Here is a 17,405-nt window from a genome sequence, read left to right on the forward strand (position 1 = left end):
ATGGTTACTTCGACGGGCGGCCAGGGGCCGCTGGAGGGGGCGGTCATCGCGGTGGCCGGAGCGGCCGGCCCGGCAGGCCGCGCCACCCTGCTGCGACTGGCCGAGGCCGGCGCGGTGGTGGTCGGCTCGGACTCCAACGCCGAACGGCTGGCGGAGGCCGTCGACGCGGCCCGCTACGCACATGGCGGCGCCACCGTCATCGGCGACACCGTGGACCTCCTCGACGTGGAGCAGACCCGCGAATGGGCGGCCCGTACGCAGAAGGAGTTCGGCCGGGTCGACGGCCTCGTGCACCTGGTGGGCGGCTGGCGCGGCTCCTCCACGTTCGCCGAGACAGACCTCGCGGACTGGGACGTCCTCCACAAGCTCCTCGTCCGCACCGTCCAGCACACCTCCCTCGCCTTCAACGAAGCCCTCGAACGCAGCGGCAACGGCCGCTTCCTGCTGACCAGCGCGGCCGGCGCCGGCAAGCCCACCGGGGGCAACGCCGCCTATGCCGCGGCCAAGGCCGCCGCCGAGGCGTGGACGCTCGCCATGGCGGACGGTTTCCGCAAGTCAGGGGGCGAGCAGGGGCCGCGCGCCGCTGCTGCCATCCTGATCGTGAAGGCGCTCGTCAACGACCAGATGCGCGCCGAGCGACCGAACGCAAAGTTCGCGGGCTTCACGGACGTCAAGGAGCTGGCCGAGGCCATCGCCGGAGTCTGGAGCCGGCCCGCACAGGAAGTGAATGGACAGCGTCTGTGGCTGACCCCCAAGCCGTGACCCGAGCGAAGACCGACGCCCGGCAGCACCACGACCCTCAGATACGCGGCTTCGCCAGCGACAACTACGCCGGTGCGCACCCGGAGATCCTCGCCGCGCTCGCCCTCGCCAACGGCGGCCACCAGATCGCCTACGGCGAGGACGACTACACCGCGCACCTCCAGCGTGTCGTCCGCAGCCACTTCGGCCAGCGCGCGGAGGCGTTCCCGGTGTTCAACGGCACCGGTGCCAACGTCGTCGCGCTCCAGGCGGTCACCGACCGCTGGGGCGCGGTGATCGCCGCCGACACGGCCCACATCCACGTGGACGAGTGCGGTGCCCCGGAACGCGTCGGCGGCCTCAAGCTCCTCACCGTCCCCACCCCCGACGGCAAGCTCACCCCCGACCTCATCGACCGCGAGGCCCGCGGCTGGGACGACGAGCACCGCGCCATGCCACAGGTCGTCTCGATCACCCAGAGCACCGAACTCGGCACGGTCTACACCCCCGAAGAGGTCCGGGCGATCTGCGACCACGCCCATGAACGGGGCATGCTCGTCCACCTCGACGGCTCCCGCATCACCAACGCCGCCGCCTCCCTCGACGTCCCGATGCGCGCCTTCACCAACGCCGTCGGCGTCGACATCCTCTCCTACGGAGGCACCAAGAACGGCGCCGTCTTCGGCGAGGCGGTCATCGTCCTCAACCCCGACGCGGTCCGGGCGATGAAGCATCTCCGCAAGCTGTCGATGCAGCTCGCGTCCAAGATGCGCTTCGTCTCCGTCCAGCTGGAGGCCCTCCTCGCCAAGGACCTGTGGCTGCGCAACGCCCGCCACGCCAACACCATGGCCCAGCGGCTGGCCGCCGGAGTCCGCGAGATCCCCGGCGTGGAGATCCTCTACCCGGTCCAGTCCAACGCGGTCTTCGCCCGCCTCCCGCACGATGTGAGCGAACGCCTCCAGAAGCGCTACCGCTTCTACTTCTGGGACGAACGGGCCGGCGAAGTCCGCTGGATGTGCTCGTTCGACACCACGGAGGACGATGTCGACGGCTTCCTGGCGGCGCTGCGGGAGGAGATGGGCCGATAGTCGGCCGGCGGCGGGGAGCGAGCCGTCGCGCGGCTCCCCGCCGTCCGCGGCCACCGGCTGCGCTTGACCCTCCGGTAACAGGAGGCCCTACGGTCCCGAGCCATGAAGATTGTTGTTCATGACACCGCGACCACCATGATCGAACTCCTGCACCGCCCCGTGGAAGAGCGGCCCGAGGCCCTGCGGGAGATGTGCGAACCCCTGCACGGCGTGATGTCCAAGGTGATGGGTGGCGATCTGGACCTGGTCCAGGCACATCAGAGCCTGGGCAGTGGCTTCCGGCTCGACCGCGACGACCCCCGTTACCTGCCCGCTCTGCACCGGATGCGGGACGCGGACGTGTGGAACCGGACAGAGGACTCGCTCGCCACCGCGTGGGAGCGGATCAGCGGTGCGGCGCCCGGCATCAAGCACGCCGAGACCGTGCACGTCGTCATCGTGCTCGGCAACCCCGACGACGACCACCTGATGGTCCGCAGCTCCGGATACTTCGGTCAGGGCGGCTTCCCGGGCGCGATCCACCTGGTGATGTGGCCCACCGACGTGGCCCTGGAGAAGATCGGCCACGCCGCCGCGCACGAGCTCCACCACAACGTGCGCTATGCGAACGTGGTCTGGAACCCGATGACCGTCACGCTCGGCGAATGGGTCGTCGCCGAGGGGCTGGCCGAGGCGTTCGTACGGGAACTGGCCGGCGAGCAGGCCATGGGCCCCTGGACCGCGGCACTGACCGGCGCCGAGCTGGACAGCGCCTACGAGAAGATCACCGGCGACATCGACCTGGCGGGGATGCACAACCTGACCGCGTACATGCTCGGCGACACCACCGCGGAGCTCATGGGGCAGCCGACCGTGGGGCTTCCGCACTTCGCCGGATACGGGGTGGGACTGCGGATCGTCGACGCCCACCTGGCGGCCACCGGCCTGACCGCCGCCGGCAGCGTCGCCCTGCCGGCGCGCGAGATCCTCACCAACGCGGGCGTCCCGACCACCGCGTAACCACGGGCAGGTGTGCATATAAATGCGTTTGGTGGAAAAATCATTGACCCGTGGAGGCGGGCCTGGCTACGCTCCCCGGTCATGGAGCTGATCCAGAACGCCCCTGATATCTCCGCCTACTTGGCGGAATCCGAGGCCATCGACCACGGGCATCCGCTCGTACGGGCGACCGCGGCGGAGCTGTCCGCCGCGGTCGACGATGCATATGCATACGCCAAGGCGGCCTTTGCGTTTGTCCGCGACCGCATTCCGCACTCGGCCGACACCGGCGATCCGCGGGTGACCTGGCGGGCCTCCGACGTACTGGAGAAGCGGACCGGGATCTGCTGCGCCAAGGCGCACGCCCTGGTCGCGCTGCTGCGCGCGGAGGGGATTCCGGCGGCGCTGTGCTACCAGAAGTTCGAGGTCGTCCACGGTCTGGTGGCGGTCCGGCTGCCGGGGTGGGAGCGCTGGGTGCGGCAGGATCCGCGGGGCGGCGAGCCGGGGGCGGCGGCGGAGTTCCGGGCGGATCGGGAGCGGATCGCGTTCCCGGTGCGCCCGGAGTTCAATGAAGTGGACTATCCGGTGCTGTTTGCTGAACCGCACCCCGTCGTGCTCCAATGCCTCCGGGAGGCCGTCGACCGGTCTCACCTCTGCAAGCTGCTCCCTACCGAACTCTGAGGTGCCGCCGCATGCCCCGCCCCCTGCACGTGTCCGACGAGGTCCGCGCGCTCGCCCCCGGCTTCGGCTACCTCGCGGTGGAGGCGCACGGCCTGACCAACGGGCCGAGCGACGAGGCCGGTTCGGGACTCCTGGAGGAGGCCGGCCGCCGGCTGGCCGACCGGCTCGGCGGCCGCGCGCCGCAGGACGATCCGCACATCGCCGCCTGGCGCGCCGCGTACACCGCCTTCGGCTGCAAGCCCTCGCGCACCCGCAACTCCGCCGAGGCACTGGCCAGGAGGGCCCTCGCGGACGGCGGGCTGCCGCGGATCAACCGCCTGGTCGACATCTACAACGCGATCAGCGTCGCGCATCTCATCCCGGTGGGCGGTGAGGACCTGGACCGTATCCAGGGCGGCATGCGGCTCGTACGGGCCACGGGACAGGAGCCGTTCGCGACCGCGGCGGGCGGCGACGAGGTCATCGAGCACCCGGACGCCGGCGAGGTGGTGTGGTGCGACGACGAGGGCGTCACCTGCCGCCGCTGGAACTGGCGGCAGGGGGTGCGGACCCGCCTCACCGAGGATTCGGTGAACGCGCTGTTCCTGCTGGAGCGGATGGCACCGATGACGTTCGACGAGCTGACGGCCGCCGGCACCGAACTCGCCGAGGCGCTGCGGAAGGCGTGCCCCGAGGCCCGTATCGAGGTCGGGGACGTCTGGCCCCGGTGAACCGGGGCCTCCTGACGCGCTCCCGTCAGGCGATGGTGCCAGGGGCCACCGGCGCCGTGCCGCCGAGGTGGGCCGGCATCCACCAGGTGTCCTCGGGGCCCTTGGGGCGTACCGGGTAGGCGCGCTGGGCCGCCTCCAGCAGGTCCTGGACGCGGGACCGCAGCCGGTCGGTGATCTTCTCCGCCTGGTCGGCCGGATCGGCCTCGAACGGCTCGCCGACCCGGATCGTTATCGGGATGTGGTGGCGGCCCAGATCGCGCTTGTGGCCCTTGGTCCACAGCCGCTGGGTGCCCCACAGCGCCATCGGCAGCAGCGGGACGCCGGCCTCCTGTGCCAGCCGGGCGGCGCCCGACTTGAAGTTCTTCAGGGTGAAGGACTCGGAGATCGTCGCCTCGGGGAAGACCCCGATGATCTCGCCCGAACGCAGCGCGCTCAGCGCGTGCTTGTAGGCGTGCATGCCCTGCGCCCGGTCGACCGGAATGTGCTTCATCGCACGCATCAGCGGCCCCGACACCTTGTGCCGGAAGACCGCTTCCTTCGCCATGAACCGCACGAGCCGCTTGGCCGGCCGCGCGGCCAGACCGCAGAAGACGAAGTCCAGATACCCGATGTGATTGCTCACCAGCACCGCCCCGCCGCGCCGCGGGATGTTCTCCGTGCCCGCGATGTCGAACTTGAGGTCGAGCGCCTTGAAGAGTGTGCGGGCGGCGCCGATGACGGGCGGATAGACGAGCTCTGCCATGTCCGGGGGACCCCTTTTCTGTGCCTGGGGAGGGTTCTCCCGGCGGAAACCTACGCGGCCGTAAGTATGCGGCTCCGGGAGATCGTGCCCGATGTCTGCCCCGGCGGCCACCAGCTGGGCCCCTGCGAGCGGGAGATTCTCGTCACGTGCGGGGGCGCCTCAGCCGGCCGCCCGCCGCAGCAGAAGGTACACCTCGCACCCCAGGCAGTACCCGAACGCCGCGTTGAGGAAGGCCGCCGCGAGGGCGCAGCCGGTGGCCGCCGGCCCCAGCCACTGCGGCCCCAGGGCGTAGCCGGCCAGCCCGAGAAGGGCGAAGAACAGCCCGACGGTCTGGGCGAAACGGGGCGGCGCGGCATCCTCGAACACCTCCGGCGGGGCGAGCCGCGGCCGCACCGCCACCTTGAACAGCCAGCCGTACGGCGACCGCCGCACCCCGGCCGCCGCGCCCACCGCGAACACCACCGCCTGGCAGGCCAGCAGCCATCCGCTGCCACTGATCAGCACCGCGGCCAGCACGGCGCTGGTCAGCACCGCCCCGAACCGCGGACCCCGCACGTCGACCCCGCCATCCGCCATGACCGCATCCTTCCCGGACCGTTCCGCACCCGTCCGCACCTCCTGCGGCTCCCGGCGCCCGCACAACAGCCTCCCCCGGAACGGCCCCGATACGACCCCGGGAATCTTTGCGGTCTCGTGAACGCTGCACCCTGAGATGACCGGACTCATGGTGTGCATCGCGGTGCTCGCGGCGGCGAGCGTCTTCGGCCTGCTGCACCAACGCCGCAACGGGAGGCTGACGGTGCGAAAGCGGGACGACGGGGCGCGGCTGGGCGCCGCCGAGATCGGCGCGGAGCTGGGGGAGCGGGCGACCCTGCTCCAGTTCTCCAGCGCCTTCTGCCAGCCCTGTCGCGCCACCCGGCGCACGCTTGCCGAGGTGACCGGCATGGTCGACGGGGTGGTCCATGTCGAGATCGACGCGGAGGACCGCCTGGAGCTCGTGCGGAGGCTGAACATCCTGCGCACGCCGACGGTGCTGGTGCTCGACCGGGACGGTGCGGTGGTCCGCCGCGCCTCGGGCCAGCCCCGCAAGGCGGACATCATCGCGGCGCTGGGCGCGGCCATCCGTGATTGATCTCCCAGATGCCGGGCCCCACTTGACGCTGCCGGTCACGCATCGTCAGTCTGACGTTATGCGGCCAGGACCCCTTCTCTACGGACGCGCGCATGTCGACCTGTTGCGGACTGCCAGCGCGCGCTGTCCCCGTGTGTGAGCAGCGACGACCCCACCGCTCCCGGCCGCCGTACGGCCGCCGGCGGCCCCGCCTCGGCTCGTAGCCCACAGCAGAAGGACAACTCCATGACGGCCTCGCCCGACCTCGGCACGCCCCGCACCGCCTCCCCCGAACTCCTGCGTTCCGTCTTCCGGCAGCACGCCGCGGGCGTCGCGGTGATCACCGCGCACGGCACCCGCCCCGTCGGCTTCACCGCCACCTCGCTCACCTCGGTCGCCGCCGAGCCGCCGCTGCTCTCCTTCGGCATCGGCACCGGCGCCTCCAGCTGGCCGGCCGTCGCCGAGGCCGAGCACATAGGCGTCCACATACTCGGCGAGCACCAGGAGGAGCTGGCCGCCACCTTCGCCCGCAGCGGCGCGGACCGCTTCGGCCCGGCGACGTCCTGGCGCACCGGGCCGGAGGGCGTGCCCCTGCTGGACGGCGTACTGGCGTGGCTGGTGTGCCGGGTCGTGGCGCGGGTGCCGGCCGGCGACCACCGGATCGTGCTCGCCGAGCCGGTCGTCGGCGACCCCGCGGGCCCGGGCCGTCCGCTCCTCTACCACCAGGGCCGCTTCAACGCGCTGCGCGACTGACGGGTTCCCGTCCACCTGCTTCCCCACCCGGTCAGGGCCGTTGGCAAGGTCACATTTCGACGGCCTTGATTCGGGGCAACAGACTGGATGTACTGGCGAGTAATATGGCGGTCGGCGCGGGGACTCGCATCCGACCGGGAGCCGCCCCAAGAGGCGCCTATGCTGCCAGCACAAGGCAGTTCTGAAGAGACGAGCAGGTAGGAGAGCCGGCGTGAGCTTGAGGATCGTTGTCTGTGTGAAGTACGTGCCCGACGCCACCGGCGACCGGCACTTCGCCGAGGACCTGACCGTCGACCGCGACGACGTTGACGGCCTCCTCTCGGAGCTCGACGAGTACGCCGTCGAGCAGGCCCTCCAGATCAAGGAAGCCAGCGACGACGACGCGGAGATCACGGTCCTGACCGTCGGTCCCGAGGACGCCAACGACGCGCTGCGCAAGGCGCTGTCGATGGGCGCCGACAAGGCCGTCCACGTCGAGGACGACGACCTCCACGGCACCGACGCGCTCGGCACCTCGCTCGTGCTCGCCAAGGCCATCGAGAAGACCGGCTACGACCTCGTGGTCTGCGGTATGGCCTCCACCGACGGCACGATGGGCGTGCTGCCCGCGCTGCTCGCCGAGCGCCTCGGGGTCCCGCAGGTGACCCAGCTCTCCGAGGTCTCCGTCGCCGACGGCAAGGTGACCGGCCGCCGCGACGGCGACACCGCCAGCGAGCAGCTGGAGGCCGCGCTGCCGGCCGTCGTCTCCGTCACCGACCAGTCGGGCGAGGCGCGTTACCCCTCCTTCAAGGGCATCATGGCCGCCAAGAAGAAGCCGGTGGAGTCCCTGGACCTGGACGACCTGGACATCGACGCGGACGAGGTCGGCCTGGAGGGCGCCTGGACCAAGGTCGAGGACGCCGCCGAGCGTCCGGCCCGTACCGCGGGCACGATCGTCACGGACGAGGGCGAGGGCGCCAAGCAGCTCGCCGAGTTCCTGGCGGGCCAGAAGTTCATCTAAGGCCGGCGGTTCGCCGGAACCACCCTTCCTCCCCTCCGCCCGCACTCTTCCCGCAGGAGCACTTCCCATGGCTGAAGTCCTTGTCTACGTCGACCACGTGGACGGCGCCGTCCGCAAGCCCACCCTCGAACTGCTCACCCTGGCCCGCCGCATCGGCGAGCCGGTGGCCGTGCACCTCGGTGCCGGCGCGGACACCGCCGCCCCCGTGCTCGCCGAGCACGGCGCGGTCAAGGTCCTGACCGCCGACGCGCCGGAGTTCGCCGAGTACCTGGTCGCCCCCAAGGTCGACGCGCTCCAGGCCGCCTACGACGCGGTCTCCCCGGCCGCCGTCCTCCTCCCGTCCTCCGCCGAGGGCAAGGAGATCGGCGCCCGCCTGGCCGTCCGCATCGGCTCCGGCATCATCACCGACGCCGTCGACCTGGAGGCCGGCGACGAGGGCCCGGTGGCCACGCAGTCCGTCTTCGCGGCGTCCTTCACCACCAAGTCCCGTGTCTCCAAGGGCACTCCGGTCATCACCGTCAAGCCCAACTCCGCCGCTCCGGAGGCCGCGCCGGCCGCCGGTACGGTCGAGCAGCTGGCCGTGACGATCGCCGAGTCCTCCAAGGGCACCAAGATCGTCTCGCGTACCCCGCGCGAGTCGACCGGCCGCCCGGAGCTCACCGAGGCCGCGATCGTGGTCTCCGGTGGCCGCGGTGTCAACGGTGCCGAGAACTTCCCCGTCATCGAGGCGCTCGCCGACTCGCTCGGCGCGGCCGTCGGCGCCTCGCGCGCCGCGGTGGACGCCGGCTGGTACCCGCACACCAACCAGGTCGGCCAGACCGGCAAGTCGGTCTCGCCGCAGCTGTACATCGCGGCGGGCATCTCCGGCGCGATCCAGCACCGTGCCGGTATGCAGACCTCGAAGACCATCGTCGCCATCAACAAGGACTCCGAGGCGCCGATCTTCGACCTGGTCGACTACGGCGTGGTCGGCGACCTCTTCGACGTCGTCCCGGCGCTCACCGAAGAGGTCAAGTCCCGCAAGGGCTGAGCCCGTTCGGTCCGCCGCAGCCGGCTCCCGGTGAACGCCCGAAGGCCCCGTACGCGCGGTGCGTACGGGGCCTTCGGGCGTGGCGTGCGAGGTGCGCCGCCTCAGGGGTGTGACAGCCGCCCCTTGTCCGGCGCGCCGGCCGGCACCGGCTCCAGCACCGCGACGTCCATCGGCCCGTCCAGCGCGTCAGCTATCTCCGCACCCAGCGCGGCCAGCACCGGGCCGGCCGAGTGGGCGTCGAGGGCGGGTTGGTCGGCCCAGTTCTCCACCACGGTGACGCGGTCGTCGCCGGCGTGCACCGCGTAGAGCAGGCAGCCGGGCTCGGCGTGCACGGCGGCGGTGTGCCGGCGGAACGCGGCGAGGACGTCCTCGCGGCGGCCGGGCCTGGTCCTGAGGGTGGCGACGACGACGGGCACGGGGCCTCCTGGGGTACGCGGGGTGGGAGCGATCCTGCTGGTGAGTGCGACCCTATGCGCTGGTGGATCACGGTCGGAAACCGGTCGATCGCCCGCGGTCCGTACGCCGTCCCCGCCCGGCCGGGCGCGCGCGTCCCCTCAGGCGCCGGTTGCGCCGTCGATGCCCTGGCGGAGCAGATCGGCGTGCCCGTTGTGCCGCGCGTACTCCTCGATCAGGTGGACGTACACCCAGCGCAGGTTCAGCGTGCGCCCGTCGGTGGCGGTGAAGGTCTCGTCCAGTCCGCGGCCCGCCGCCACCGCGTCGCAGGCGGCGACCTCGGTGCGGAACGCGGCGAAGTCGGTCTCGGCGGCGGCCGGGTCGAGGTCGTTGAAGTCGGCGTCCGGGTCGTCCTCGGTGCAGTAGAGGTCGCCGATCGGCTCACCGGCGAAGCGCCGCCGGAACCACCAGCGTTCCACCTCCGTCAGATGGCGCACCAGGCCGAGCAGGGTGAGGGTGGACGGCGGGGTGCCCGCCCGGGCGAGCTGCTCCGGAGTGAGGCCGGCGCACTTGACGAGCAGGGTGTCGCGGTGGAAATCGAGCCAGCCTTGCAGCATGTCCCGTTCGCCGGCCGCGGCCGGGGCGCTGGAACGTTCTCTCTGGGGTGCGGTCCACGTCATGACGGCGATTGTGGCGGTCCGGGCGAGGGGGCGCCACGGAATTGTCGGCCGGGCGCGGGCCGGTGACCTGCGTCGCCACGGGCGGGGAGGTGTTGACCTCGCCCATCGACACCGTTAGCTTCGCTATACGGATTGTTGATTCCGTTAAGCGGAAAAAGCGTGACGCCGGCCGCGGCGTCGGGCACCGGCACCGGGAGGGTACCGAAATGGGGCAGCAGGAGACCGTGGCGACGAGCCTCGCGGACACCGTACGCGAGGGAATCGGAGCCGCCCTCGCCGCGGTGGACGCCGACCTGGCACGGCGCTACCCGGGAGACCCCGGCACCCGCCAGCCGGTCCACACGGTCTACGTACCCGGTGACGCCTTCGCCGCCGACACCCTGCGCTCCTGGGGCGAGGCGGCCCTCGCCGCCCTCGACGAGCACGCCCCCGACGCCGGCGCGCTCGCCGCCGTCCTCGGCATCCCGGACGAACTCGCCGGACCGGTGCACGAGCGGGTCCGCGCCAAGCTGGAGCGCGAACCCGTCGAGGACCTGCGGATCGACTTCGAGGACGGCTACGGCCCCCGCCCGGACGCCGAGGAGGACGCCGCCGCGGCCCGCGCCGCCGCCCTCGTCGCCGCCGCGTACGCGAACGGCACGGCCGCCCCTTACATGGGCATCCGCATGAAGTGCATGGAAGCCGCCGTCCGCGACCGCGGCATCCGCACCCTGGACATCTTCCTCACCGGCCTCATGGAGGCCGGCGGCCTGCCCGAGGGCCTGGTCCTCACCCTCCCCAAGGTGACCTACGCCGAGCAGGTCACCGCCATGGCCCGGCTCCTGGAGGAGTTCGAGAAGGCCCGCGGCCTGGAGAGCGGGCGGATCGGCTTCGAGATCCAGATCGAGACCACCCAGGCCATCCTCGGCGCGGACGGCCGCGCCACCGTCGCCCGCATGATCGAGGCCGCCGAGGGCCGCGCCACCTCCCTCCACTACGGCACCTTCGACTACAGCGCCTCCTGCGGCGTCAGTGCCGCCTACCAGGCCAGCGACCACCCCGCCGCCGACCACGCCAAGGCCGTCATGCAGGTCGCCGCCGCCGGCACCGGCGTACGCGTCTCCGACGGTTCCACCAACGTGCTGCCGGTCGGCCCCACCGCCCAGGTCCACGACGCCTGGAGGCTGCACTACGGCCTCACCCGCCGCGCCCTGGCCCGCGCCTACTACCAGGGCTGGGACATGCACCCCGGCCACCTGCCCACCCGCTACGCCGCCGTCTACGCCTTCTACCGCGAGGGCCTGGAGAAGGCCGCGGCCCGCCTCGCCGCATACGTCGCCAAGGCCGGCGGCGACGTCATGGACGAGCCCGCCACCGCCAAGGCCCTCAGCGGCTACCTGCTCCGCGGCCTCGACTGCGGTGCCGTCGACACCGACGAGGTCGCCCGCCTCACCGGCCTGACCCGCGCCGACCTCGACGCCCTTGCGGGCCGCCCGGCGAAGACCGCCTGACCCGGTCCGCCCGCTGCCTCCGCCTCCGTGTGCGGCCCTCCAACCGAGCGCCGCACACGGGGCGTTGGCGCCATGAGGGGCCGAACGGGGCGGGGGGACGGGGCTGTTCGCGGCAGGTGCGTTGCCGGGGACTGCCCGCCGGCCCGCTCGCGCTGAGCGGCCGTCACCCCTCGTACGGCCGGACTTCGCCCGAGCCGCGGGGGATCAGCCGGGTGGGGATCTCCATGCGGCGGGGCGTCTCGTCGACGCCGTCGAGGCGGCGGAAGAGCTGGACGGCGGCCGTACGGCCCATGCGGGCGGCGTCCTGGGCGACGACGGTGATGGCGGGGTGGACGAGGTCGGCGAGTTCGAAGTCGTCGAAGCCCACCAGGGCGACCGGGTGCGGGCGTTCGCGCAGCACGCGGACGGCGGTGACGGTGACGCGGTTGTTGCCCGCGAAGAGGGCGGTGACCGGTTCCGGGGCGTCCAGCATCGCCGCCGCGGCGGCCCGTACCCGCTCCGGGGCGGTGGAGCCGAGCGAGACCCAGGAATCCTCGACGGGCAGGCCGGCGGCGGCCATCGCGGTGCGGTAGCCGCGCAGCCGCTCGCGCGCGGTGTGGATGCGCGGCTGGTCGCCGATGAAGCCGATCCGGCGATGTCCGTGGGCGATGAGGTGGGCGACCGCGTCCCGGGCGCCGCCGAAGTTGTCGGAGAGGACCACATCGGCGTCGATCCGGCCGGCCGGGCGGTCCACGAAGACGGTGGCGACCCCGGCGGCTATCTCCGGCTCCAGATACCGGTGGTCGTCGCCGGCCGGGATGACGACCAGGCCGTCCACCCGCCGGGCGCACAGCGCGAGCACCAACTCCTGCTCGCGGGCCGGGTCTTCGGCGCTGGAGCCGTTGATCAGCAGGGCGCCGTGGCTGCGCGCGACCTCCTCGACGGCGCGGCTGAGCGGGCCGTAGAAGGGGTCGGCGAGGTCCTCAAGGACCAGGCCGATGCTGGCGGTACGGCCCTTGCGCAGGATCCGGGCGGAGTCGTTGCGCCGGAAGCCGAGGGCGGCGATCGCCTCCTGGACGCGGCGTTCGGTGTCCGGGGTGACGCCCGCTTCGCCGTTGACCACTCTCGACACCGTCTTGAGGCCGACCCCGGCGCGGGCCGCGACATCCTTCATCGTGGGGCGGGTGCCGTAGCGATGGGAGGTGCCGCGGGCGGTGTCGGTCACGGTGTGCGGTCCTGTTTCTGTCGGCGCCGGCCGGCGCGTCGGGTCGCGGTGGGGGCGCGTCGGCGTGTGGCGTCGAGCATAGCCTCTAGACAACGTTGTCAACTGAGGGAAGACTGGCGTTCTCACGCCGGGCCGGTACCCCCGGCCCCCGGGCCCACCAGGAGATTCGACACCGATGCAGACGGACCTCAGCGCAGCGTTGGACATTGGCGGCACGAAGATCGCCGGCGCTCTGGTGGACGCACACGGAAGAATGATCGTACGGGCCGCCCGGCCGACCCCCGCGGACCGGGACGGGGCCACCGTGATGGGAGCGGTGGCCGAGGTCGTCCGAGAGCTGGCCGCCGGCCCGGACTGGGCGCGGGTGGCGGCCGTCGGCATCGGCAGCGCCGGCCCCGTGGACGCCTCGGCGGGGACCGTCAGCCCGGTCAACATCCCTGGCTGGCGCGGCTTTCCGCTCGTCGCCGGGGTGCGGGAGCTGGTCGGCGGGCGCCCGGTGGCGCTGGTCGGGGACGGGGTCGCGATGACCGCCGCCGAGCACTGGCAGGGTGCCGCACGCGGCCATGACAACGCGCTGTGCATGGTGGTCTCCACCGGGGTCGGCGGCGGGCTCGTGCTCAACGGGCGGCTGCACCCGGGCCCCACGGGAAACGCCGGGCACATCGGGCACATCAGCGTCGACCTCGACGGCGATCCGTGCCCCTGCGGCGGCCGCGGCTGCGTGGAGCGGATCGCCAGCGGCCCCAACATCGCCCGCCGGGCACTGGCCAACGGCTGGCGGCCGGGCCCGGACGGGGACGCCAGTGCCGCCGCGGTAGCCGCCGCGGCGCACGCCGGCGACCTCGTCGCCCTGCGCTCCTTCGAGCGGGCCGCCCAGGCGCTCGCCGCCGGCATCGCCGCCACCGCCACCCTCGTCGAGATCGACATCGCGGTCGTCGGTGGCGGTGTCGCGGGCGCCGGCGAGGTCCTGTTCGCCCCGCTCCGCGCGGCTCTGCGGGACTACGCCACCCTGTCGTTCGTGTCCGAACTGACCGTCGTCCCCGCCCAAATGGGGACGCATGCCGGCGTGGTGGGCGCCGCCGCGGTCGCCGCACAACAGTCCCGTCTCGATGCGTTCGCGCCTGCCCGATGAGGGCACCACAGGCGCCCGCCCGACCCGTAGTCTGGTGACCACCGCGGCGTACGCCGTGACGTGCACGGCGTACGGGCGAAGACACGGCATCGAGGGGATCGGCGACGGTGACATCGGGGGAGCGTGAGCAGCACGGGCCGCAGGAGCCCCGGGGGGCGGGCGGCGGGAGCGGTCCCGGGCCGGGGGGCGGCCCGCCGCCGGCCGGCGGCGACGGTGCGGGTGCCGGCCCCGGTGCGCCCCGTGCCGCGTCCCGCAGCGGACCGAAGCGCGGCACCGACGACGATCTGACCGGCCGGCTGATCGGCGGTCGCTACCGCGTCACCGGCCGGATCGGCCGCGGCGGCATGGGCGTGGTCTGCCGCGCCGACGACCAGGTGCTGGGCCGCGAGGTCGCGCTCAAGGTCCTGCGGGCGTACACGGACGCCTCCGCTCCCGAACTCGCCGACCTGCGCACCCGCATGCAGCGCGAGGCGCGGGCCGCGGCCCGCATCCGGCACGCGGGCGTGGTCACCGTCCACGACGTCATCGACGAGGCCGGGCGCCCGGTCATCGTCATGGAGCTGGTGGACGGGCCGTCCCTCGACGACGCCATCGACCGGCGCGGCCCCCTGGACCCCCGCGAGATCGCCCGCATCGGCGCCGCGGTGATGGACGCGCTGGACGCCGCCCACCGGGCCGGCGTACTGCACCGCGACGTCAAGCCCGGCAACGTCCTGCTGGACTCCAGCGGCCGGGTCGTCCTCACCGACTTCGGCATCGCCAGCATCGAGGCCCCCGGCGACGGCGCGACCACGAACATCACCCGCAGCGGCGAACTGGTCGGCTCCCTCGACTACTTGCCGCCCGAGCGCGCCCAGGGCATGGACCCCTCCCCGGCCTCCGACATCTGGTCGCTGGGCATGACGCTGTACGCGGCGGTGGAGGGCGGCGGCGCCCCGTTCCGCCGTACGTCCGTGTACTCGACGCTGACCGCGATCGTCACCGAGCCGCTGCCCGCGCCGCGCCGCGCCGGACCGCTGGCGCCCGTCCTGTACGCCCTGATGGCCAAGAACCCGGCCGACCGCCCGTCCGCCGCCCAGGCGCGGAGCATGCTGGAGGCGGTGGCGGACGGCCGCGACCCGGGTGTGACGCCGCCGCCCGCACCGCAGCCCGGCAGCCCCTACGTGCCGACGGCCACGAACGTCCGCGGCGCGGCGGCGCCCGGGAGCGCTGCCGACGCGCCGCCCGGTGCCGCGTCCATCGGCGGCGCCAACGCCGGTGCGCCGCCCGCCAGTTGGCTCTCGGGGCCGGGTTCGCAGGGCGCGCCCACCCCGCAGGAACGGACCTCCGGCGCCCCGCAGGGACCTGCCCAGGGCCCGCTCCAGGACCCTCCCGGTGTGACGGCCGGACCCTTCGTGGGCGCCACCGGACCGCACCCCTATCCGGGTGGCCGCGGTGTCACCCCGGATGGGGACACCGCGCGGCTGCCCGCCCGGCGCCGCCGCCGGGTGCTGCTGGCCGCGGCGGCGGTGCTGGCCGTCCTCGCCACCGGCGGCGGAGTCACCTACGCGCTGGTCGGCGGTTCCGGCGACCCGACCGAGGCCGACGGACGGCAGTCCGCGGCGCCCGCCACGGCGCCGGCCCGGCCCGGTGAACCGAGCGTGACCACCGGCCAGGGCGAGGCCAACGGGAAGGGCAAGGAGCAGAGCGCCTCGCCGTCCGCCCCGGGCAAGCCCGCGGGCGGCGCCTCGTCCCAGCCCTCCAAGCCCGCGGGTACGGGCGGGGGTTCGGGCGGCCAGGCCGCCGGCGGCGCGGCCTCGGGAGGCGGCCAGGGCGGCGCTACGGGCGGTCTGATCGGCGGTGCACAGGGCGGCGGAAGCGGAGGTTCCGGCGGCACCGGCGGCTCCGGAGGCGGCACCACCACCGGCGGCGGTGCGGCCACCGGCGGCGGTGGGCCCACCCAGGGGCCCGCGTGCACCGCCACCGCCGGCGGTAAGGCCAACTGCGCCGTGTGGCGTACCGCGACCTCGTACACCGCCTCCTTCCAGCAGGTCGGACACCTGAACGCGGGCACGAACTACTTCTACTGCCAGGCCAACCTCGGCCGCCGCGAGACGTACGGGAAGTGGACGAACGTCTGGTGGGCCAAGACCGATGACGACAGCGGCAATTCCGGTGTCTACGTGAGCGTCGTCTATCTGACGGGCGGGGAGAACGACCAGCCCGTCCCCGGTCTGCGCACCTGCTGATCCCCTGTGTGCCGGAGTGTCCCGGAAGGCTTCCGCCGGCGGTCCCATGGGACATGGTCATATGCGGCACACCGCCCTCCCGCCGGCGGGCGCGAGCCCGTGAGCGGGTGGGGGTTTCGGTGCTGGAGGGGCTGGGGAGCGCTTGTTTGCCGGGGGCTTCGCGGCGGGGGAGTGCGCGACCGGCATCCCCCGCGCGGTGTGTTCAGCAGGCGGTGTTCCCGGTCATGCGCGCGGCCCGTGGTCCCGAGCGTTTCCGTGGCAGGGTGTTGCGGGCAACTCACCTGGGTCTAGGGAAGAGGGGAAACCGTGATCGTCTGGCTGAACGGCACGTTCGGTGCGGGCAAGACCACAGCGGCTCATGAATTGCTCGACCTGCTTCCCGGAAGCACGCTCTACGACCCCGAACTCCTCGGCGCCGGACTGCGGTTGATGCTGCCGGCCAAGCGGTTCGAGGAGGTCGACGACTACCAGGACCTGCCCTCCTGGCGGCGGATGGTCGTGGACACCGCCGCCGCCCTGCTCACCGAGGTCCCGGGCCCCCTGGTCACGCCGATGACGCTGCTGCGCCAGGAATACCGCGACGAGATCTTCGGCGCCCTCGCCGCCCGCCGCATCCCCGTACGGCATGTTCTGCTGCATGCGGAGGAAACGATCCTGCGGACGCGAATAGCGCACCGGGAGGAGACGCCGGGCGATGCCGAGGGCAGCGCGTCCGTCCGGCGCTGGTGCCTGGAGCACCTGGGGCCCTACGCGCAGGCACTGGACTGGCTCAAGAACGACGCCCATGTCGTCGACACCACGGAACTGACACCCCGGCAGACCGCGGAGCGCGTCGCGGAGGCCGTACGCACCGGGGCCGGCGCCTGCGACATCGTGCAGACGCCCGAGCCGACCGCGGAAACCCTCGCCGCCGGGGTGCTGCTCTTCGACGACCGCGACCGGGTGCTCCTCGTCGACCCGACGTACAAGCCCGGCTGGGAGTTCCCCGGCGGCATCGTGGAGCCCGGCGAGGCGCCCGCCCACGCCGGCGTACGGGAGGTCGCCGAGGAACTCGGCATCCAACTCCCGTGCGCCCCACGGCTGTTGGTGCTCGACTGGGAGGCCCCCAAACCGCCTGGATTCGGCGGCCTGCGGCTGCTCTTCGACGGCGGCACGCTGACCGGCGACCGCATCCGCCAGCTGCTGCTGCCCGGCTCCGAACTACGCGACTGGCGCTTCGTCACCGAAGCAGAGGCCGAGACGATGCTGCCCCCGGTGCGCTGGAACCGCCTCCGCTGGGCCCTGCGCGCACGGGAACGGGGCTGTCCGCTCCACTTGGAGGCGGGTGTTCCTCTCGGCTGACGTTCCGCTGCGCTTGGCTTGCTTCCCACGTTTTTGGCTTTCCCGCCGTGCGCCTGCGGCGGGGCGGCTTCCCACGTTGCCGGGTGCGGCGCGGTGGCGCCTG

General features: G+C 73.1%; 18 protein-coding genes. 13 read left to right on the forward strand and 5 right to left on the reverse strand.

Translation table 11 applies throughout. The annotated features are described in order from the left end of the window. The 5 genes from GR130_RS13350 to GR130_RS13370 all read left to right on the forward strand — a co-directional run bounded on the left by GR130_RS13350 (position 1) and on the right by GR130_RS13370 (position 4,198). Positions 1 to 762 carry an SDR family NAD(P)-dependent oxidoreductase gene (locus GR130_RS13350; protein WP_201305170.1) on the forward strand — a complete coding sequence of 254 codons (762 nt, stop codon included), beginning with the start codon at positions 1 to 3 and terminating at the stop codon, positions 760 to 762. Further along, entirely contained in the window at positions 759 to 1,829 is a 1,071-nt protein-coding gene (locus GR130_RS13355) for a threonine aldolase family protein (protein WP_328707553.1), read from the forward strand. The genes GR130_RS13350 and GR130_RS13355 overlap by 4 nt, the downstream gene beginning before the upstream one ends. Positions 1,830 to 1,931: 102 nt before the next feature. Then, entirely contained in the window at positions 1,932 to 2,828 is an 897-nt protein-coding gene (locus GR130_RS13360) for a DUF2268 domain-containing protein (protein WP_159504924.1), read from the forward strand. An 81-nt stretch (positions 2,829 to 2,909) separates the two neighbouring features. Further along, the gene (locus GR130_RS13365) at positions 2,910 to 3,488 is read left to right on the forward strand and encodes a transglutaminase-like domain-containing protein (protein WP_159504925.1); all 579 of its coding nucleotides are present in this window, start codon (positions 2,910 to 2,912) and stop codon (positions 3,486 to 3,488) included. 11 nt (positions 3,489 to 3,499) lie between these two features. Next, positions 3,500 to 4,198: a B3/B4 domain-containing protein gene (locus tag GR130_RS13370; protein WP_159504926.1), complete on the forward strand. Its 699-nt coding sequence runs from the start codon at positions 3,500 to 3,502 to the stop codon at positions 4,196 to 4,198. A 25-nt stretch (positions 4,199 to 4,223) separates the two neighbouring features. Here the strand turns inward: GR130_RS13370 and GR130_RS13375 are convergent, their stop codons facing one another. Both GR130_RS13375 and GR130_RS13380 read right to left on the reverse strand, forming a co-directional pair. Then, complete coding sequence (locus GR130_RS13375; protein ID WP_159504927.1) at positions 4,224 to 4,940, reverse strand: lysophospholipid acyltransferase family protein; 717 nt, start codon at positions 4,938 to 4,940, stop codon at positions 4,224 to 4,226. A gap of 159 nt (positions 4,941 to 5,099) precedes the next feature. Continuing rightward, entirely contained in the window at positions 5,100 to 5,516 is a 417-nt protein-coding gene (locus GR130_RS13380; protein WP_159504928.1) for a DUF4395 domain-containing protein, read from the reverse strand. Between the two features lie 136 nt (positions 5,517 to 5,652). Between GR130_RS13380 and GR130_RS13385 the strand changes: the two genes are divergently transcribed. The 4 genes from GR130_RS13385 to GR130_RS13400 all read left to right on the forward strand — a co-directional run bounded on the left by GR130_RS13385 (position 5,653) and on the right by GR130_RS13400 (position 8,834). Continuing rightward, positions 5,653 to 6,072 carry a TlpA family protein disulfide reductase gene (locus GR130_RS13385; RefSeq protein WP_159504929.1) on the forward strand — a complete coding sequence of 140 codons (420 nt, stop codon included), beginning with the start codon at positions 5,653 to 5,655 and terminating at the stop codon, positions 6,070 to 6,072. 225 nt (positions 6,073 to 6,297) lie between these two features. Beyond that, complete coding sequence (locus GR130_RS13390; protein WP_159504930.1) at positions 6,298 to 6,804, forward strand: flavin reductase family protein; 507 nt, start codon at positions 6,298 to 6,300, stop codon at positions 6,802 to 6,804. 211 nt (positions 6,805 to 7,015) lie between these two features. Beyond that, positions 7,016 to 7,804 (forward strand): electron transfer flavoprotein subunit beta/FixA family protein, encoded by a 789-nt coding sequence (locus GR130_RS13395; protein ID WP_159504931.1) that lies wholly within the window; start codon positions 7,016 to 7,018, stop codon positions 7,802 to 7,804. 67 nt (positions 7,805 to 7,871) lie between these two features. Continuing rightward, complete coding sequence (locus GR130_RS13400) at positions 7,872 to 8,834, forward strand: electron transfer flavoprotein subunit alpha/FixB family protein (protein ID WP_159504932.1); 963 nt, start codon at positions 7,872 to 7,874, stop codon at positions 8,832 to 8,834. A gap of 101 nt (positions 8,835 to 8,935) precedes the next feature. On the opposite strand, the gene GR130_RS13405 is transcribed toward GR130_RS13400, so the two are convergent. Together GR130_RS13405 and GR130_RS13410 are read right to left on the reverse strand one after the other, a co-directional pair. Further along, entirely contained in the window at positions 8,936 to 9,250 is a 315-nt protein-coding gene (locus tag GR130_RS13405; RefSeq protein ID WP_159504933.1) for a putative quinol monooxygenase, read from the reverse strand. 138 nt (positions 9,251 to 9,388) lie between these two features. Next, positions 9,389 to 9,907 carry a DinB family protein gene (locus tag GR130_RS13410; protein ID WP_159504934.1) on the reverse strand — a complete coding sequence of 173 codons (519 nt, stop codon included), beginning with the start codon at positions 9,905 to 9,907 and terminating at the stop codon, positions 9,389 to 9,391. A gap of 206 nt (positions 9,908 to 10,113) precedes the next feature. Between GR130_RS13410 and GR130_RS13415 the strand changes: the two genes are divergently transcribed. After that, positions 10,114 to 11,397, forward strand: coding sequence for a DUF6986 family protein (locus GR130_RS13415; RefSeq protein WP_159504935.1), 1,284 nt, complete (start codon positions 10,114 to 10,116; stop codon positions 11,395 to 11,397). 163 nt (positions 11,398 to 11,560) lie between these two features. On the opposite strand, the gene GR130_RS13420 is transcribed toward GR130_RS13415, so the two are convergent. Continuing rightward, entirely contained in the window at positions 11,561 to 12,601 is a 1,041-nt protein-coding gene (locus tag GR130_RS13420; protein ID WP_201304875.1) for a LacI family DNA-binding transcriptional regulator, read from the reverse strand. A 175-nt stretch (positions 12,602 to 12,776) separates the two neighbouring features. Here GR130_RS13420 and GR130_RS13425 point away from each other — a divergent pair, with 175 nt between their 5' ends. The 3 genes from GR130_RS13425 (at position 12,777) to GR130_RS13435 (ending at position 17,302) form a co-directional block, all read left to right on the forward strand. Next, positions 12,777 to 13,733, forward strand: coding sequence for an ROK family protein (locus GR130_RS13425; RefSeq protein WP_159504936.1), 957 nt, complete (start codon positions 12,777 to 12,779; stop codon positions 13,731 to 13,733). A 284-nt stretch (positions 13,734 to 14,017) separates the two neighbouring features. After that, positions 14,018 to 15,961 (forward strand): serine/threonine-protein kinase, encoded by a 1,944-nt coding sequence (locus GR130_RS13430; RefSeq protein WP_268977965.1) that lies wholly within the window; start codon positions 14,018 to 14,020, stop codon positions 15,959 to 15,961. A 306-nt stretch (positions 15,962 to 16,267) separates the two neighbouring features. Further along, on the forward strand, positions 16,268 to 17,302 hold the full coding sequence (locus GR130_RS13435) for an NUDIX hydrolase (RefSeq protein WP_159504937.1): 1,035 nt from the start codon (positions 16,268 to 16,270) through the stop codon (positions 17,300 to 17,302). Positions 17,303 to 17,405: the final 103 nt, after the last annotated feature.

The organism is Streptomyces sp. GS7 (genome assembly GCF_009834125.1).
Classification (GTDB): domain Bacteria; phylum Actinomycetota; class Actinomycetes; order Streptomycetales; family Streptomycetaceae; genus Streptomyces.